The sequence below is a fragment of the Actinomadura craniellae genome (genome assembly GCF_003289645.1).
Lineage (GTDB): Bacteria > Actinomycetota > Actinomycetes > Streptosporangiales > Streptosporangiaceae > Actinomadura_D > Actinomadura_D craniellae.
In genome coordinates this window covers 200,105-216,580 of record NZ_QLYX01000003.1, presented here as the reverse complement: position 1 = coordinate 216,580, position 16,476 = coordinate 200,105, and the positions used below count along the sequence as shown (strand labels likewise).

Sequence of the window (16,476 nt, the reverse complement as noted above, 5' to 3'; positions counted from 1 at the left end):
GTCAGCCCGGGCGGAAGGAGCCGAAGATGGCCGCCCGCCGCCCCTCGTCGCCGGACCAGGCGGCAGCGGTGGTGCGGTAGTAGATGGCGTACTCCCGCCCGCCCGCCCGGAAGAAGCGGTCGACCGCGCGCTGGTGGACGCCCTCGGAGACGTAGCTGAACTGCAGGTCAGCGGCATCGCCGCCCAGGTAGGTCAGCTGGGCGAGGCCCTCCTGGGTGTAGCCGGGGAACCGCGTCTGGGGGCCCTGCTGGGCCGCGCTGAACGCCTGCGCCTGCTGGGTCGGGGTGCCCGTCCAGGCGATCGTGCTGACCTGGAGCAGCGCCGAGCCGTCCGGGGCGCGGTAGAAGATGTTCTGCCCCTGCACCTGGCGGGTCCAGCCCTGCGGGACGGCCACCGCGAACCCGTCCTCGGTCCGCGTCGTGTACCCGGGCGGGATCTTCGGAGTGGGGGTGTTCCCGCCGGCCGTGCCGACGGTCACCGTCACCTGCTCCTGCGGCCGGCCGCTGTAGCCGGGCGGGTCGGGCGCGGCGTTGCGCTTGCCCCGCAGGATGAGCGCGCCCGCCAGGACGGCCGCCACCACCAGCACGCCGGCGATCACGACGATCGCGATGGTCTTGGTGCGCTCCCGGTCCGGCCGGGCCGGGGCGGGGTGCGGGGGACCCCAGGTGGGCGGCGGTTCCGGTGAGTGGGTCGTCCAGTCGCCGCCCAGCAGGGTGCGCTGCTCGGGTTCCCACTCGCCCGGGCGGGGGGCGGGCGGGCCGTACCGGCCGAGCGCCTCCAGCTCCGCCGAGTCGGACACCGTCTCGGCCGCGAAGTCGCGCGGCCCGGACGGCTCGTCGGACCGGGTGGCCAGGTCGCCGGGGTCGCGGACGGTCTCGACCTGCCCGCGGGACGTGGCGGCCTCGGTGAGCATCGGCAGGGCCCGGTCGGCGGTCATCCGGTCGGCCGGGCGGCGGGCCAGCAGCCCGTCGAGCACCGGCCACAGCGGGCCGGCGTTGCGGGCCGGCCGCACCGACTCGCTGAGCACCGCGGCCAGCGACGCCATGGCGTCGGAGCGCTCGTAGGGCGACCGCCCCTCCACCGCCGCGTACAGCGTGGCGCCCAGCGCCCACAGGTCGGAGGCGGGCACCGCCCGCTCGCCCTGCGCCCGCTCCGGCGGGATGTATGCGGGCGAGCCCATCACCAGCCCGGTCTGGGTGAGGGTGGCGTCGCCCTCGACCTGGGCGATGCCGAAGTCGGTGAGCACCACGCGGTCGTCATCGGTGATCAGGACGTTGCTGGGCTTGACGTCGCGGTGCAGGATGCCCTTCTGGTGGGCGTGCCGCAGTGCCAGCAGCACCTGCCGGCCGATGTCGGCGGCCCGCCACGGCGGGACGCGGCCCTCCTCGTCGATGAGTTCCTGGAGCGACCTGGCCCGCACGAACTCCATCACGATCCACGGCCGGCCCGTCTCCTCCAGCACGTCGTGGACGGTGACGACGCCGGGGTGGTTCAGCCGGGCGGAGGCCCGCGCCTCGCGGAACGTGCGCTGGTAGAGGACGTCCCGTTCGCCGTCGCTGAGGCCGGGCGGCAGCAGGACCTCCTTGACCGCGACCTGGCGGTCGAGCATCTCGTCGTAGGCCAGCCACACCGTTCCCATGCCGCCCCGCCCGACGACCGTGTCCAGCCGGTAGCGGCGGCCCAGCATCTGGCCCTGCTGATGCTCCATGAGTGGATGGTCCCCCGCTGGAAGGCGTACTGACCGGTGCGGCGTCCCGGACGCCCGACGCAAGTGGGACGCGCGAGCCGGCCCCCGGGTTCAACCGTCACCAGAGGGGACCATACCGATTCCACCTAACAGATCGGCATACACATCGGCCAACGGGCAGGCTCCGGTGCCCGTTCGGGCGGGCTCCGGGCCGGAATTCAGCGGGCGGGCTCGAAGCTCGCATAGACGGGCTCCAGCTCCTCCATCAGGTCGTCCCAGTCGTCGTCCGGGCCGGAGACCAGGATCGCGTAGCCGCGCCCGTTGGTGACGAAGCCGCGGTTGAGGATGCGCATCCGCCCGGACCGGCCGTCCCAGGTGAACTCCCAGTCGGCGGACTTGTCGCCGTTGCCGGTGTCGGGCACCGGGGGCCGGTCGCCGGTGGGCTCCAGCCGGACGCGGTCGTAGCCGGGGAAGCTGCCGTCGTTCCTCCGCGCCGCCTCCTGGCCCTCCCAGTCCTTCAGCGCGCTGGCGCCCGGGGAGGTGGTCTGGTCGATCTGGATGTAGACGCTGCGGTCGGGCGAGTAGAAGAAGACGCCGCCCTGCCTGCGCTCGGGACCGGACCAGTCCTCGGGGATCCCCACGGCGAAGCCGGTCGGGTCGTGGTGCAGCCGGAAGTCGCCGGGCAGGTCGGGCGAGGCGGAGGCGGAGGGCGATGCCGACGGGGAGCGCTTCGCCGAGGCCGAGGCGGCCGGGCTCCGGCCGCCGGGCTCCTGGGCGCCGGCCTCCTTCCCGTTCCCGCCGTCGTCGTTCAGCAGCACCACGGCGAGGGCGATGCCGAGCAGCAGGATCACCGCTCCGGCCAGGATCGGCAGCAGCCGGTCGTTCCCGCCGCCCGAGCCCCCGGCCGCGGGGCGCGGGGCGGGCTCGGTGCCGGCCGGCGGGTCCGCGGCGGCGCCTTGCAAGGTGGCCGGCCCGACCTCGTGGGCCGCCGCACCGGTACCGGCTCCCAGCACGGCCGTGCCGCCCGCCTCGGGTTCGGTCGCGGCGGGCGACTCGGGAAGCCGCCCGACCACGAGCGTGCGCTCGGTGTCGGCGGAGTCCTCGCGGACGATGTCATCGAGCAGCCGGCCGGCCTGGTGCGCGTCCATCCGCTGCTCGGGGTCCTTGACCAGCAGGCCCTCGATCACCGGGGTGAGCGGGCCGCCGTTGGCCGTCGGCATGGGGTCCTCGGAGATGATCGCGACCAGCGCGGCCATCGGCTCGGACCGCTCGTAGGGCGACCGTCCCTCGACCATCGCGTACAGCGTGATGCCCAACGACCACAGGTCGGAGGCCGGGCCGGTCTTGCGGCCCCGGGCGCGCTCCGGCGCGATGTAGGCGGGCGAGCCCATCACCAGCCCGGTCTGGGTCAGGGTGACGTCGCCCTGCGCGGTGGCGATGCCGAAGTCGGTGAGGACCGCGCGGTCGCCGGAGGCCAGCAGCACGTTGCTGGGCTTGACGTCGCGGTGCAACACGCCCGCCTCGTGTGCGGCGTGCAGCGCGGCGAGCATCTGCCGGCCGATCTCGGCGGCGCGGCGGGGCTCCAGCGGCCCGTCCTGTTTGATCACCTGGTCCAGGGAGCGGGACTTGATCAGCTCCATGATGATCCAGGGCCGGCCGTCCTCCTCGACGACGTCGTAGACGGTGACGACGCCGGGGTGGCCGAGCCGGGCGGCGGTGCGCGCCTCCCGGAAAGTGCGTTTGTACTGGATGGTCCGTTCGTCGTCACTGAGACCGTGCGGGAGGATGACCTCCTTCACCGCCACGTCCCGGCCCAGGACCTCGTCGTGGGCCTCCCAGACCGTGCCCATTCCGCCCCGCCCCACCTCGGTGAACAGGCGATAGCGTCCGGCCAGCAACCGACCACCGGCGGGGGATTCATTCGGCATATATGTGACCATATCTACATTCGGGACATTCACGGAGCCACGACCCTCTACCCCCGCGGCATCCAGGGTAACGCCGCCTTCTCCCGCCCAAGCTCCCCGGTCAACCCGTACAAATGACAGACTACGGCGGACCATTGTCCGGCGACGAGGCGGTTACGGAGTGTTGGCAAGGAAGTTGAAGGTCACGGCGGGCGACGACTGGCGTCGTCTGGTCGAAACGGTGCCCACCGTCCTCTTCTGGTACACCCGCCTGTCGGGCGTATTGTCGATCCTCTACTGGCTGTCGTCAGACCTCATCAAACAGGCCGCGGGCATATGGCCACTACGCTGGATAAACTACCTCGGCTTCACCGCGAGCCTCCCCTACGGGGTGCTGTTCATCCTGCTGTCGATGGGCGTGCGGCGGCGGAAGAAAGCCGCCTGGCGCATCCTGGTGATACTGTTCAGCGCCTACTTCGGCATCTCCGCCCTGTACGCGCTGGCCCTCGCACTCACCCCCGGTGAGCGGCTCGGCAGCGGCGAGATGATCACCGCGCTGGCGTACGGGCTGGTCCTGGGCCTGCTGATCGCCGCCCGCGGCCAGTTCTCCACCCTGCCCGACCGCAACAACCGCAAGCTGGCGCTGACCGTCTTCGGGATCCTGTTCGTGGTCGCCGGGGTGATCGGCACCACGCTGGTCTCGCTGACCGACCGCGACCGGGCCGAGGGCATCGAGACGCACCTGCTGTACGCGGGGCTGCAGACCCTGCTGGGCGCCGGAGTCACCGGCGAGCAGTTCTCCGTCGACGTGCCGAGCTGGGTCGACGGCATCCTGGGCATCCTCGGCACCGGGCTGCTGATCATGACCTTCTGGGCGCTGTTCCGGCCGGCCCGGCGGGAGGCGATCCTCACCCCCGACGAGGAGCTGACGGGCCGGGCGCTGCTGGCCGAATACGGCGACCAGGACTCGCTGGGCTACTTCGCGCTGCGCCGCGACAAGGACGTCATCACCGCGCCCAGCGGCCGGGCCGCGATCGCCTACCGGGTCCAGGGCGCGGTCTCGCTGGCCAGCGGCGACCCGCTGGGCGACCACGAGGCGTGGGACCAGGCGATCGACGCGTGGCTGGCCGAGTGCCGGGCGCACGCATGGATCCCCGGGGTGGTGAGCGTGGGCGAGCGGGCCGCGACCGTCTACGCCCGGCACGGCTTCGACGCGCTCGAACTGGGCGACGAGGCCGTCATCGACACCACCGAGTTCAACCTGGACGGCCGGGAGATGCGGCAGGTCCGCCAGGCCGTCCGGCGGGTCGAGCGGGCGGGCTACACCGCCCGGATCCGGCGGCACGAGCAGATCCCCCCCGGCGAGATGGCGGCGATCATCGTCCGGGCCGACGCCTGGCGCGACGGCGAGACCGAGCGCGGGTTCTCGATGGCGCTGAGCCGGCTGGGCGACCCCACCGACGGCCGGTGCGTGCTGGTGGAGGCGTTCGACGCCGAGGGCGAGCCGCGCGGGCTGCTCAGCTTCGTCCCCTGGGGGCGCGGCGGGCTCTCGCTGGACCTGATGCGGCGCGACCGGACGGCGCCCAACGGGCTGAACGAGTTCATGGTGACCTCGCTGGTCCGCCAGGCCACGACCGTCGGCTGCCGCCGCATCTCGCTGAACTTCGCGATGCTCCGCTCGGTCTTCGAGCGCGGCTCACAGCTCGGCGCCGGGCCCTTCGCGCGTTTCTGCTACCGGCTGCTGTCGGTGGCGTCGAAGTTCTGGCAGCTCGAATCGCTCTACCTGGCCAACGCCAAGTACCACCCGCGCTGGACGCCCCGGTTCATCTGCTACACCCACTCGCGCGACCTGGTCCGGATCGGGTTGGCCTTCGCCCGCGCCGAGGGGTTCCTGCCCGCCCTGCGGCGGCCCCGGCTGCGCGCCCCCGAACCGTCGGCCGAGCTGATCGAGAAGATCCGCGCGGTGGAGGAGGCCGCCGAGAGCGCCCTGACCCCGCGCCGCCGGCTCACCGAGCAGGAACGGGTCCGGCACGCCAAGCTGACCGAACTGCGTGCGGCGGGCATCGACCCGTACCCGCCGGGGTTCGCCCGGGCCGACCGCGCCGGGCCGCTGCTCGACCGGTTCGGCGACCTGCCGCCCGACACCCGCACCGGCGTGTCCGTCTCGATCGCCGGGCGGGTCATGCTGGCCCGCGAACACGGTCGGCTGGCCTTCGCCGAACTCCGGGACGAGACCGGCGACATCCAGGTCATGCTGGCCGCCGACCGGGTCGGCGCGCAGGCGCTGGCCCGCTGGAAGAACCTGGTCGACCTGGGCGACCAGGTCGGGATCACCGGCGAGTTCATCACCACCCGCACCGGCGAGCCGACCGTGGCGGCCGACGGCTGGACGCTCACCGCCAAGTGCCTGCACCCGCTGCCCGGCAAGCGCGCCGGGCTGGCCGACCCCGAGGCCCGGGTGCGGCAGCGGTACGTCGACTTCATCGTCAACGACGACGCCCGCCGGATGCTCCGGCTGCGTGGCGAGGCGATCTCCGCGGTCCGCGACCGGCTGCGCGCCGGCGACTACCTCGAGGTCGAGACGCCGATGCTCCAGCCGCTGCACGGCGGCGCCACGGCCCGGCCGTTCACCACCCGCATCAACGCCTACAACATGCAGCTCTACCTGCGGATCGCGCCCGAGCTCTACCTCAAGCGGCTGCTGGTCGGCGGCCTAGGCAAGGTGTACGAGCTCAACCGCAACTTCCGCAACGAGGGCGTCTCGGCCCGGCACAACCCCGAGTTCACCATGCTGGAGGCGTACGAGCCGTACGGCGACTACGACACCATGGCCGTGCTCGCCCGGGACCTGGTGCTGGCGGCCGCCCAGGCCGCGCTGGGCACCACCGTGGTGGAGCGCGGCGGCGTCGAATACGACCTGGCCGCCCCCTGGCGCGAGGTCACCGTCTACGACGCGGTCTCCGCGGCACTGGGCGAGGAGATGACCCCCGACACCCCCCTGTCGCTGGTCCGCAAGCACGCCGCCCAGGCGGGCCTGCACCACGACCCGTCCTGGGGCCAGGGCCGGATCGTCCAGGAACTGTTCGAGGAACTGGTGGAGGGCACCCTGATGCACCCCACCTTCGTCCGCGACTACCCCGCCGAAACCTCTCCGCTGACCCGCCCGCACCGCACCGACCCCCGCCTGGCCGAGAAGTGGGACCTCATCGCCTTCGGCCTGGAACTGGGCACCGCCTACACCGAACTGACCGACCCCGTCCTGCAACGCCGCCGCCTCACCGAACAGTCCCTGCAAGCAGCGGGCGGCGACCCCGAAGCCATGCAACTCGACGAGGACTTCCTCCGCGCCCTCGAATACGCCATGCCCCCCGCCGGCGGCCTCGGCCTGGGCATCGACCGCCTCCTGATCGTCCTCACCGGCCACACCATCCGCGAGACCATCCCCTTCCCCCTGGTCCGCCCCACCCGCTAGCCCGCATCTCGAGAAGTAAGCCAGCGGCCCCGCGGTGCCAGTACCGACCGCACCCGCCCCAGGGGCAACGTGATCACCTGCCAAGATGCGGACGAGATAAAACGCCGATGCGCAGCGAGGCGGTCAGGGAGCGGCGCCCGCGCCGTCTGGACTGAGGAGCGGTGAAGATCGTGAGGTACGAGCGATCTTCACCGTGACGAGGGAAGACGGCGCGCCGAAGGCGCCGCGACAAGCGAGCGAAGCGAGCCAAGCAAACACAGCGACAAGCGCGAGGAACGAGCGCCAAGCTAACAGGGCCGAAGGCCGCGGGTGGCGAGCCAGTGGCGGGCGCGGCCGCGGGAGCGTTCCTCGGCGAAGATCAGCCAGTCGTGTTCGTCGGGGGTGCCCGCGAGTGCCGACCGGAACAGGCGGATGCCGTCGGGGCGGTCGAGGATGCGGAACAGGCGGGTGCGCAGCGTCTCGTCGGGGAGGGTTTCGGTGAAGTCGGCCCGGTCGGTTTCGGCGGGGTGGCCGAGGGGCCAGAACTCCAGCCAGCGGGTGGGCTCGTACTGGGGGCTTTCCTCGTCGAAGGCAGGGTCGATCTCGTCGGTGTATTCGCCGTTCAGCTCGCCGACCGGCAGCACCTCGCCTTTGTGCAGGTCGAGGACGTACACGTCGGGGCCGGGCGCGCCGTCGAGGAAGGCGCCCAGTTCGCCGAGGTCGACGGGCACTTCGGTCAGCGTGTCCTCGGCGCCGCCGAGGATGGTCGTGAGGCGGTGCGCGAGTTCGGCGTCGCCCGGCCAGTCGCGGGCGGCCAGTTCCGTGACGCACTCGGCCGCGCGGTCGCGGGCGCCGGCGGTGTCCTGGGTCAGGGCGAGGGTCAGCGCGTCGCCGGCGTATTGGAGGGTGGGCCGCAGCGGCCGTTCCGCGAACAGTGCCAGTGCTGCCGCGCCGTCCCGGCGGTACAGCGCGCCGCGTAGCGCGGTCATCGACTCCCGGTCCCAGTCCTGCACGCGTTCTGTTGTACCCAACCGTCCCGCCCGCCGGGTGGTGATCTCCCAATCCGGCGGGGCGGTCAGCGGGGTTCGGGCTCGCGGTAGGCGGCGAGGGCGTACCTCAGCCGGGCGGTGACCAGGTCGTGTTCGTCGGCGGGGCAGGCGAGGAGGGTGCGGGCGCGTTCGACGAGTTCGTCGTCGGCCCGGCCGGGTTCCTCCGCGTCCAGCCGGGCGAGCAGGTCGACCAGGTCGGCGCGCTGGTAGGAGACGATCGACCGGCCCGGCACGGGGCGCGGCCCGCCGGCGGGCGCGGCGGGCCTGGGCGGCGCCGCGGGTTCGGGGGCGGGCCGGTGTGTGGTCAGGAGGACGTCGTGCAGGGTCGCCGCCGGGGTCAGCAGGCTGCGCAGCCGGGGTGGGAGCAGGTCGCCGGACGGCGCCGAGCCGGATGATTCGGGCCGTTCTCCGGGCCGTCCCACCAGGATCGCCCGGTCGGCCGTCCAGAGCAGGAACAGTGCCTCGGCCCCGGCCGCGACCCCCTCGTCGATGATCACCACGTCGAAGGCGCCGGGCCGCGGGGGCAGCGCCTCGGGCACCTGCCAGAGCGGCATGATCCACAGCGGGACGGCTCCGGCGGGGTCGGTTCCGGGTTCGGCGACCCGGTCCAGGCAGCGGTTCCACGCCTGGGCGACGGCCAGTTCGGTGGCCAGTTCGCGCTGCTCGGCCAGCAACGCGTCCAGTTCCGCGGTGAGGTCGCGTTCGGTCCGGGTGGGCGGCCGGTCGGCGATCCAGGCGGAGACGTGCGCCCACGTCCATGCCTGTTCCCAGTCGGCGAGCCGGCCGGGCCAGACGCCCATCCCGGCGGTGGCCGACAGCAGGAGGGACAGCTCGGGGTGCACCACGCGCACCCGGCCGAGCAGTTCCTCGCAGCGCAGTTGCTCCCGGCGCTCGCGGTGGGCGGCGGCGAGGGCGGCCAGGCCGCGCTCGTAGCCGGGGACGTCGTGCGCGGCCAGCGCGGCGACGATCGCGTGCAGTTCCGGCGGCGCCCCGCCGGAGCGGGCCAGCGCCTCGACCGGCTCGCGCAGCGTCGCGATCTCGGCCGCGATCGCCCGCGCGTCCTGCCGCCGCCGCGCCCCGGCGAGCGCCCGCACGTACGCCCGCCAGTCGGTGGGGTTGGTGAACCGGGTCTCCACCCCGCTGCGGGCCAGCAGCGCGACGGTCTCGTCCATTTCCGCCAGGATCGCCCGGACGTGGCTCAGCCGGGCGTAGGCCATGGTGAACTCCGAGACCTCGCGTTCCAGCGGCAGTTCCTCGGGGAGCTTCACACCGATCGCCCGCCACGCCTCGCGCAGTTCCTTGCAGGCGATGCGCGCCTCCGTGGCCGCGATCACCAGTTCCAGCCGGTCGGCGGTGACGGGCGCGGCCCCGTCCACTCCGGCGCCCATCAGGACCTGCTCGGCCTGCTTCTGCGCCGTGGACCGCCGCGGGCCGCGCCTGAGGGTTCCGTTCTCCGTCAGGTGCTCGCGCAGCACCCGGGCGGCGGAGTTCTGGGTGCTCGGGTCGCCGGGCGGCAGCGTGACCCGGTGCGGGCCGATCGTGTGCACGGCCCGGTGGGCGTCGACGGCCCAGCCGGCCAGCGCGGAGATCCGGTCCCATTCCTCGGCGAGCCGGCCGGCCAGGGCGTCCTTGATGGCGCCCACCGCCCAGTCGCGGGCCGGCCAGCCCGCCGGGTCGGGGTTCAGGCCGAGTTCGCGGGCCATGGCGGTGACGACCTTGATGCGGCCGTCGAGCCGGGCGAGCAGCGCCTGGTCGGGGATCCAGCGGTCGCCCAGCGGGCCCGTCCCGGCCCGTTCGGCGTCGGCGAGGATGGCGGCCTCGGCGTCGGCGAGTTCCCGGAACCGCTCGGGGTCGGGCAGCCGGGCGGGGTCGGGGAGCGTCTGGGTCAGCCGGGCGGCGCGCTGCGGGGTGCGGGCGGCCAGCAGGCCGGCGAGTTCGGTGGCCTCCGCCGCGGTGAGCGGCGGCAGCGGGGGCAGGCCGGGCCGGGGGGACAGCCACGAGCAGGCGGCCTCGCGTTCCAGCAGCCGCGCGCTGATCTCGGCCAGGGTGCCCTGGTAGTCGCCGCCCAGGTCGTAGACCTCGGTGTCGGCCGCGGTGCGGATGCGCTCGCGCAGCTCGGCCTCGGTGGTCTGCGTCTCGGTCAGCCGGGCCGACAGGGCGGCCAGCGCCCGCTCGGCCCCGGCCGGGTCGCGTTCGGCGCGGCGGGCGGCCAGCGCGGCGACGGCCGGGCCGGGGTCGGGGTCGCCGCCGTCGGAGGTGACGCACAGCGGGGCCAGGCCGGGGGGCAGCACGGCGGCCAGTTCCGCGGCGGCGTCGCTGACGACCAGGACCCGCCGGCCCCGGCCGAGCAGCCCGACGACCAGCCGGGCGATCCCGGCCGGGGTGCGCTCGGGGACGTGCGCGGTCGGCTCCACCGGGTCGATCAGCCCGGCCAGGCCCTTGGGCACGGCCGCCCCCGGTTCGGCCAGCGCGGCCAGGGCGGCGTCGTAGTGGGCGGTCGGCACGCCGCGCGGCCGGACCACCAGGGCGGGGGCGAGCCGGATCCGGGGGTCGGGGGTCCCGCCGGGCGGCGCGGGCGCCCAGTCCAGGGACAGCTCGGCCGGTTCGTCGAAGGCCGCCGCGGCCCACTCGCGCAGCGTGCCGAGGAGGCCGTCGCCCAGCCCGCCGCTCACGCCCCGGCGGACGGCCTCGCGGGCCCGTTCCGTCCGGGCGGGGTCGAAGCCGGGCAGCCCGTCCAGCAGTTCGCGGTCCTCCAGCCGCGGCCCGCACCGGGCCATCCGGACATCGACGCGCCCGGACTCCTCGTCGACCGTGATCCGCACGGGGGTGGTGAGCAGGTGCCCGCGGACCCGTGTCCCGTCCGGGAATCGCCGGCTCAGCAGGCCGGCCCCGAGTGCGATCTCGTAGCCGTCCGGCACGGTCAGCTCGCGTAGCCGCCGGTACCAGCCGCGCAGCGCGAGCCAGCCGTCGAACTCGGTGGAGTCCTCGGGCGGGGTCAGCGAGACGGCCGGCAGGCCGAACAGCACCTCGCCGGGCCCGGCGCCGGCCTCGACGGGGACCTCGGCGGGCAGGTCGGCCAGCCAGTACGCCTGCTCGTACGCGCCGATGTCGCGCACCGGCTCGTGCCGGGACCGGCCCAGCTCGCGCAGATGGCGGAGCAGTTCCGCCGCCGTCCCGGCGGCATCGGGCTCCTGCACGGACACCGGCACACCTCCCGCCCGCCGCATTCGGCCGACAGGTGACGGGAAGGCGGGTCATGGGACAGTATCGCCGGGTCAGTGGTGCACCGTGTGCTTCTCTTCGTCAGGAAGCATCACCCACAGCACGATGTAGACCACGAACTGCGGGCCGGGCAGCAGGCAGGAAAGCAGGAAGAGCAGCCGAACGGTGCTGGGCGCGAGCCCGAACCGGTGGCCGAGACCGGCGCAGACGCCAGCGATCTTCCGGTTGTGGCGGGGGCGGTAGAGGCTGCTCATTGTTACGACTCCTTGATAAAGGGGGTGCTCGTCCTTTCACGGTAAAAACTGGCTACCCAGGGATGAATCACTCGAACGTCGGGTCCTGTACCCCTACTCGGGACCTACGGGAAATCCCCTAAGGGAGTGCGTGAAAAGATGACGACCATGCGCCTGACCAAGCTGGGACACTCCTGTGTGCGGCTCACCAAGGACGACCGGACCCTCGTCATCGACCCCGGCGGCCTCACCCCGGAGCAGGACGCGCTGGCCGGTGCGGACGCGGTGCTCGTCACCCACGAGCACTTCGACCACTTCGACCCCGACCGGCTGCGCGCGGCCGTGGCCGGCGACCCCCGGCTGGAGGTCTGGACGTCCCGCACGGTGGGCGAGCAGCTCGCCGACCTGGGCGGGCGGGTGCACATCGTGGGCCACGGCGACGCGGTGCAGGTGGCCGGGTTCGACGTCCACGTGTACGGCGAGGAGCACGAACTGCTCCACCCCGACGTGCCGCCGATCCCCAACGTGGGCTTCCTGGTGGACGGCGCGGTGTTCCACCCGGGCGACGCGCTGACCGTCCCGGAGGTCCCGGTGCCCAACCTCTGCCTGCCGGTGCAGGCGCCCTGGATGAGCATCCTCGACCTGTACCAGTACGTCCGGGCGGTCGGGCCGGAGCGGGCGTTCAACATCCACGACGGGCTGCTCAACGAAGTCGGGGCCGGCGTGTTCAGCGGGGCGATCGGCCGCGAGCTCACCGCCCGGGACGCGGAGTACCGCCGGCTGGCCCCGGGCGAGTCGGTCGACCTGTGAAGATCGAGGCCGTCTTCTTCGACATTGGCGAGACCCTGATCGACGAGGGTGAGATCTACGGCCGGTGGGCCGACTGGCTGGGGGTGCCCCGGCACACGTTCCTCACCAAGCTGGGCGCCGAGCTGGCCACCGGCGGCGGCGCCCCCGACGTGTTCGAGCACTTCCGGCCGGGCTTCGACCTGGCCGCCGAGGAGGCCGGCCGGGAGGCCGCCGGGCTGCCCAACGGCTTCGGCCCCGACGACCTGTACCCCGACGCCCGCTGCTGCCTGACCGGCCTGCACGAGCAGGGGGTCTACGTGGGGGTGGCCGGCAACCAGCCGGCCCGGGCCGCCGGGCAGTTCGCCGCACTCGGGCTGCCCGCCGACCTGGTCGGCATCTCCGAGCTGTGGGGGGTGGAGAAGCCCGATCCGGAGTTCTTCGCCCGCTGCGCCGCCGAGTGCGACATCGCCCCGGGCTCGATCCTGTACGTGGGCGACCGGATCGACAACGACGTCCGCCCGGCCCTGGCGTACGGGATGCAGGCCGCGTTCCTGCGCCGCGGGCCGTGGGGTCACATCCAGCGCGACGACGCCGCCCTGGCCCGGTGCCGCTTCGTCCTGGCGGACCTGGCCGACCTGCCCGCCCGGGTCGCCGCGCACAACGCCGAGTGACCGGCACCCGGGGGGCGCCGGTCACTCGGGCGGGCTCAGACCTCGGTCTCGCTGTCGCCGATGGTGAAGGCGACGTCCCCCTGCGGGTCGACCTCGGCGTCGAGCGTCTTGTCGTCGAGCAGCTCGGCCGCACCGGGCTCCAGGTAGACCCGGGCACCCTCGGCCTCGACCACCTGGTCGCCCGCCTCGGGGGCGGGGGCCACGGAGAGGTTGAGGGCGTTCGAGCCGTCGATGCCCGACGTCGCGATGCGGATGCCGGTCTGCGGCGGCAGCTCCGGATGCGTGGTCACGGTGCGGATCACTTGAACCGCGCCGTCGGTCAGAGTGAGCACGATCGGCTCCTCACTTGTTCGGGTTGCAGGTTTGCGGCCCCCTGCCCACACCGTGACCTGGTAAACCGGGTTCAGCCCGCCGATGGGGACAGCGCCCGGACCGCCTCGGCCGGCGACAGGCCGCCGCCGGACACCACCGCGACGATCGGAGTGGTGAGCCCGGCGTCGACGTACTCGCGGATGCGCTCGCGGCACCGGTCCGGCGAGCCGTGCACGATCAGGTCGTCCACCACCTCGTCGGGGATCGCCGCCAGTGCGGCCTTGCGGTCGCCGGCCGCCCACGCCTCGTTCATCGGGCGGAGCGCCTCGCCGCGGCCCAGCCACTGGTGGAACGCCTGGTAGACCGGGACGTTCATGTACGCGGCGATCATCCACCGGCCGATCCCGCGGGCCTCCTCGGCGTCGGCGGTCGGGCAGACGAACAGCCGGGCCAGCAGCTCCGGCTCGGTGCCGAGCTCGCCGCGCACCGTGCGGACGTCCTGCGGGCTCAGCCAGTTGGTGATCGCGCCGTCGGCCTCCCGGGCCGCCAGCCGCAGCATGCCCGGCCGGAGCGCGGCGAGCACGATCGGCGGCGGGATCTCCGGGGCCTTCTCCAGCTTGAAGCCCTTGACCTCGAAGGTGTCGTAGCGCTCCTTGACCTTCTCCCCGGCCAGCGCCTTGCGCAGGAAGCGCAGGGTGTCGCGGGTGCGCTTGTAGGGCTCGGCGAACGGGATGCCGTTCCAGCGCTCCACGATCGTGTCGGAGGAGGTGCCGACGCCGAGCACGAACCGGCCCGGCGCCAGGTCGGCGAGGGTGGCCGCCTGCTGTGCGAGCAGGGCCGGGCCCCGGGTGTAGACCGGCACGATCGCCGGGCCCAGCCGCAGCCCGGGCGCCCACTGGGAGGTCAGGGCGAGGGGGGTGAAGGCGTCGCTGCCGTTGGTCTCGGCGCTCCAGGCGTCGGTGTAGCCGAGGTCCTCCAGTTCCTCGACGATCCCGCGCAGTTCGGTGATCGGCACCCCGGTCATCGGGATGGTCAGGCCCCATCGAGAGGTCACGCTCGTACTCCCTTGTTCTCAGGCGATGGACGGACGGATGATCGAGCCGCCGTCGACGACCAGGTTCTGACCGGTCATCCACGCCGACGCGTCGCCGGCCAGGAAGACCGCGACGGAGGCGATGTCCTCGGGCTCGCCGAGCCGGCCCAGCGGCAGCGACTTGCCGATCTTCTCCTCGTTCTCCTCCCACAGCGTCCGGGCCAGCGCGGTCTTGACCAGGCCGGGCGCGATGGAGTTCACCCGTACCGCGGGGGCCAGTTCCATGGCGAACTGGCGGGTGAGGTGGATGACCGCGGCCTTGGTGGCGTTGTAGTAGCCGATCCCGTGCTCGGTGACCAGGCCGCCGACGCTGGCGATGTTGATCACCGAACCGCCCCGCTCGGCCATCGACCGGCGCCAGGCGATCTGGGTCCACTGGACCACCGCGAACTGGTTGACCTGGACGGTCTTCTCCGCGGCGCGCAGGTCGATCTCGCTCAGCGGGCCGTAGTGCGGGCTGGTGCCGGCGTTGTTGACGAGCACGTCGATGCCGCCGAACTCGGCCACGGCCGCCTCGATGCACGCCTCGGCCTGGTCGGCGTCGCCGACGTGCGCGGCCTTGGCCAGGACGCCGACCCCGGGGTGGGCGGCGCGGATCTCGGCGGCCACCTCGTCCAGGGCCGGCTGCTTGCGGGAGGACAGCACGACGTTCGCGCCCTCCGCGGCCAGTGCCATGGCGATGGCCTTGCCGATCCCCCGGGACGCTCCCGTGATCAGCGCGGTCTTTCCGTCGAGCCCTGTCCGCATGTGCGCTCCCTCGCTTCGCTCCCGTCGACCGAATCGAGTTCAGGGTAGCGAGGTGACCGACCAGTCGGTATGTGCACCCTCTCCCCTCTCCCCGGTCGGCGGACGTTCCCCCGCCGTCCGCCCGCCAGAAAGATCACGACCGTAACTTCCGGCTCAGTCAAGCCGGAAGGTCCTCGTTCCATGTTCAAGCTTCCCAAGCGTCTCCTGGCCGGCGGTCTCGCCGTCGCCGCCACGACCGGCGTCCTCGCCGCCCTGACCGGGGGTTCCGCGTCCGCCGACCGCCACTCGGCGGCGCCGACCGTCATCGGCCACCGGGGCGCGAGCGCGCTGCGGCCCGAGCACACCCTGGGCGCCTACAAGGTCGCCATCGCGCAGGGCGCCGACTTCATCGAGCCGGACGTCGTCGCCACCAAGGACCGGGCCCTGGTCGCCCGGCACGACAACTGGCTGGCCGACACCACCGACGTCGAGGACCACCCGGAGTTCGCCGCCCGCAAGAAGACCAAGGTCATCGACGGTGTGACCCGCACCGACTGGTTCACCGAGGACTTCACCCTCGCCGAGCTGCGGACGCTACGGACCACGGAGCGGATCCCCGACCTGCGCCCCGAGAGCGCGGTCTTCGACGGGCTGGAAGTCATCCCGACCCTGGAAGAGGTCATCAAGCTCGCCCGCGCCAACGACGTCGGCGTCTACCCCGAGACCAAGCACCCGACCTACTTCGACGGCCTCGGCCTGTCGATGGAGGAGCCGCTGGTCGCGCTGCTGAACAAGTACGGCCTCAACGACAGCCGGGACAAGGTCATCGTCCAGTCGTTCGAGACGGCCAACCTGCGCGACCTGAGCCGCAAGACCAAGGTGCGGCTCGTCCAGCTGATGAGCGCGTCCGGCGCGCCCTACGACCTGGAGGCCGCCGGCGACCCGCGCACCTACGCCGACCTGGCCACGCCCGCCGGGCTGAAGTGGATCGCCTCCTACGCCGACGGCATCGGCCCGGCCACCGCCATGATCTTCCCGGTGGACGCCACCGGCAAGCTCGGCAAGCCGACCTCCCTGGTCCGCGACGCGCACCGCAACCGGCTCATCGTGCACGCGTACACGATCCGGCCCGAGAACTCCCAGCTTCCCGCCGACTTCCGGCAGGGCAACCCGCAGGCCGCGAACTACCCCCGGGCCACCGGTGACGTCTACGGCTGGGTGACCAAGCTGTTCGAGATCGGCGTGGACGGCCTGTTCTGCGACGACCCGTCGGCCGCCGTCGCCGCCCGCACGAAGTTCCTCACCCGCTAGCGGACGGCCCCGCCCGGCCCGCACG

12 protein-coding genes are annotated in these 16,476 nt (G+C 73.2%); 4 read left to right on the top strand and 8 right to left on the bottom strand.

Translation table 11 applies throughout. The annotated features are described in order from the left end of the window. Position 1: 1 nt before the first annotated feature. Positions 2-1,708 (bottom strand): serine/threonine-protein kinase, encoded by a 1,707-nt coding sequence (locus DPM19_RS36925; RefSeq protein ID WP_111864126.1) that lies wholly within the window; start codon positions 1,706-1,708, stop codon positions 2-4. Between the two features lie 197 nt (positions 1,709-1,905). Then, the gene (locus tag DPM19_RS07715) at positions 1,906-3,615 is read right to left on the bottom strand and encodes a serine/threonine-protein kinase (RefSeq protein WP_233509962.1); all 1,710 of its coding nucleotides are present in this window, start codon (positions 3,613-3,615) and stop codon (positions 1,906-1,908) included. Positions 3,616-3,778: 163 nt separating this feature from the next. On the opposite strand from DPM19_RS07715, the gene lysX reads away from it, so the two are divergent. After that, on the top strand, positions 3,779-7,066 hold the full coding sequence (gene lysX / locus DPM19_RS07710) for a bifunctional lysylphosphatidylglycerol synthetase/lysine--tRNA ligase LysX (protein ID WP_233509961.1): 3,288 nt from the start codon (positions 3,779-3,781) through the stop codon (positions 7,064-7,066). A gap of 287 nt (positions 7,067-7,353) precedes the next feature. Here lysX and DPM19_RS07705 read toward each other — a convergent pair whose 3' ends face one another. The 3 genes from DPM19_RS07705 to DPM19_RS07695 form a co-directional block, all read right to left on the bottom strand. Further along, positions 7,354-8,058, bottom strand: a complete 705-nt coding sequence (locus tag DPM19_RS07705) for a hypothetical protein (RefSeq protein WP_111864124.1) — start codon at positions 8,056-8,058, stop codon at positions 7,354-7,356. Positions 8,059-8,120: 62 nt separating this feature from the next. Then, positions 8,121-11,297, bottom strand: coding sequence for a hypothetical protein (locus DPM19_RS07700; protein ID WP_146778768.1), 3,177 nt, complete (start codon positions 11,295-11,297; stop codon positions 8,121-8,123). A gap of 72 nt (positions 11,298-11,369) precedes the next feature. Next, positions 11,370-11,570: a PspC domain-containing protein gene (locus DPM19_RS07695; protein WP_111864122.1), complete on the bottom strand. Its 201-nt coding sequence runs from the start codon at positions 11,568-11,570 to the stop codon at positions 11,370-11,372. 147 nt (positions 11,571-11,717) lie between these two features. On the opposite strand from DPM19_RS07695, the gene DPM19_RS07690 reads away from it, so the two are divergent. Then, a complete protein-coding gene (locus DPM19_RS07690; protein ID WP_111864992.1) occupies positions 11,718-12,359 on the top strand; it encodes an MBL fold metallo-hydrolase in 642 nt (213 codons plus the stop codon). Next, positions 12,356-13,009 (top strand): HAD family hydrolase, encoded by a 654-nt coding sequence (locus DPM19_RS07685; protein WP_111864121.1) that lies wholly within the window; start codon positions 12,356-12,358, stop codon positions 13,007-13,009. Before DPM19_RS07690 ends, DPM19_RS07685 begins: the two co-directional genes overlap by 4 nt. A 35-nt stretch (positions 13,010-13,044) precedes the next feature. Here DPM19_RS07685 and DPM19_RS07680 read toward each other — a convergent pair whose 3' ends face one another. The 3 genes from DPM19_RS07680 to DPM19_RS07670 form a co-directional block, all read right to left on the bottom strand. Next, on the bottom strand, positions 13,045-13,341 hold the full coding sequence (locus DPM19_RS07680) for a Fe-S cluster assembly protein HesB (RefSeq protein WP_111864120.1): 297 nt from the start codon (positions 13,339-13,341) through the stop codon (positions 13,045-13,047). Between the two features lie 71 nt (positions 13,342-13,412). Continuing rightward, the gene (locus DPM19_RS07675; protein ID WP_199484915.1) at positions 13,413-14,375 is read right to left on the bottom strand and encodes an LLM class F420-dependent oxidoreductase; all 963 of its coding nucleotides are present in this window, start codon (positions 14,373-14,375) and stop codon (positions 13,413-13,415) included. An 18-nt stretch (positions 14,376-14,393) separates the two neighbouring features. After that, complete coding sequence (locus DPM19_RS07670) at positions 14,394-15,161, bottom strand: SDR family oxidoreductase (RefSeq protein WP_111864118.1); 768 nt, start codon at positions 15,159-15,161, stop codon at positions 14,394-14,396. Positions 15,162-15,341: 180 nt separating this feature from the next. Between DPM19_RS07670 and DPM19_RS07665 the strand changes: the two genes are divergently transcribed. Then, on the top strand, positions 15,342-16,451 hold the full coding sequence (locus DPM19_RS07665; protein ID WP_111864117.1) for a glycerophosphodiester phosphodiesterase: 1,110 nt from the start codon (positions 15,342-15,344) through the stop codon (positions 16,449-16,451). Positions 16,452-16,476: the final 25 nt, after the last annotated feature.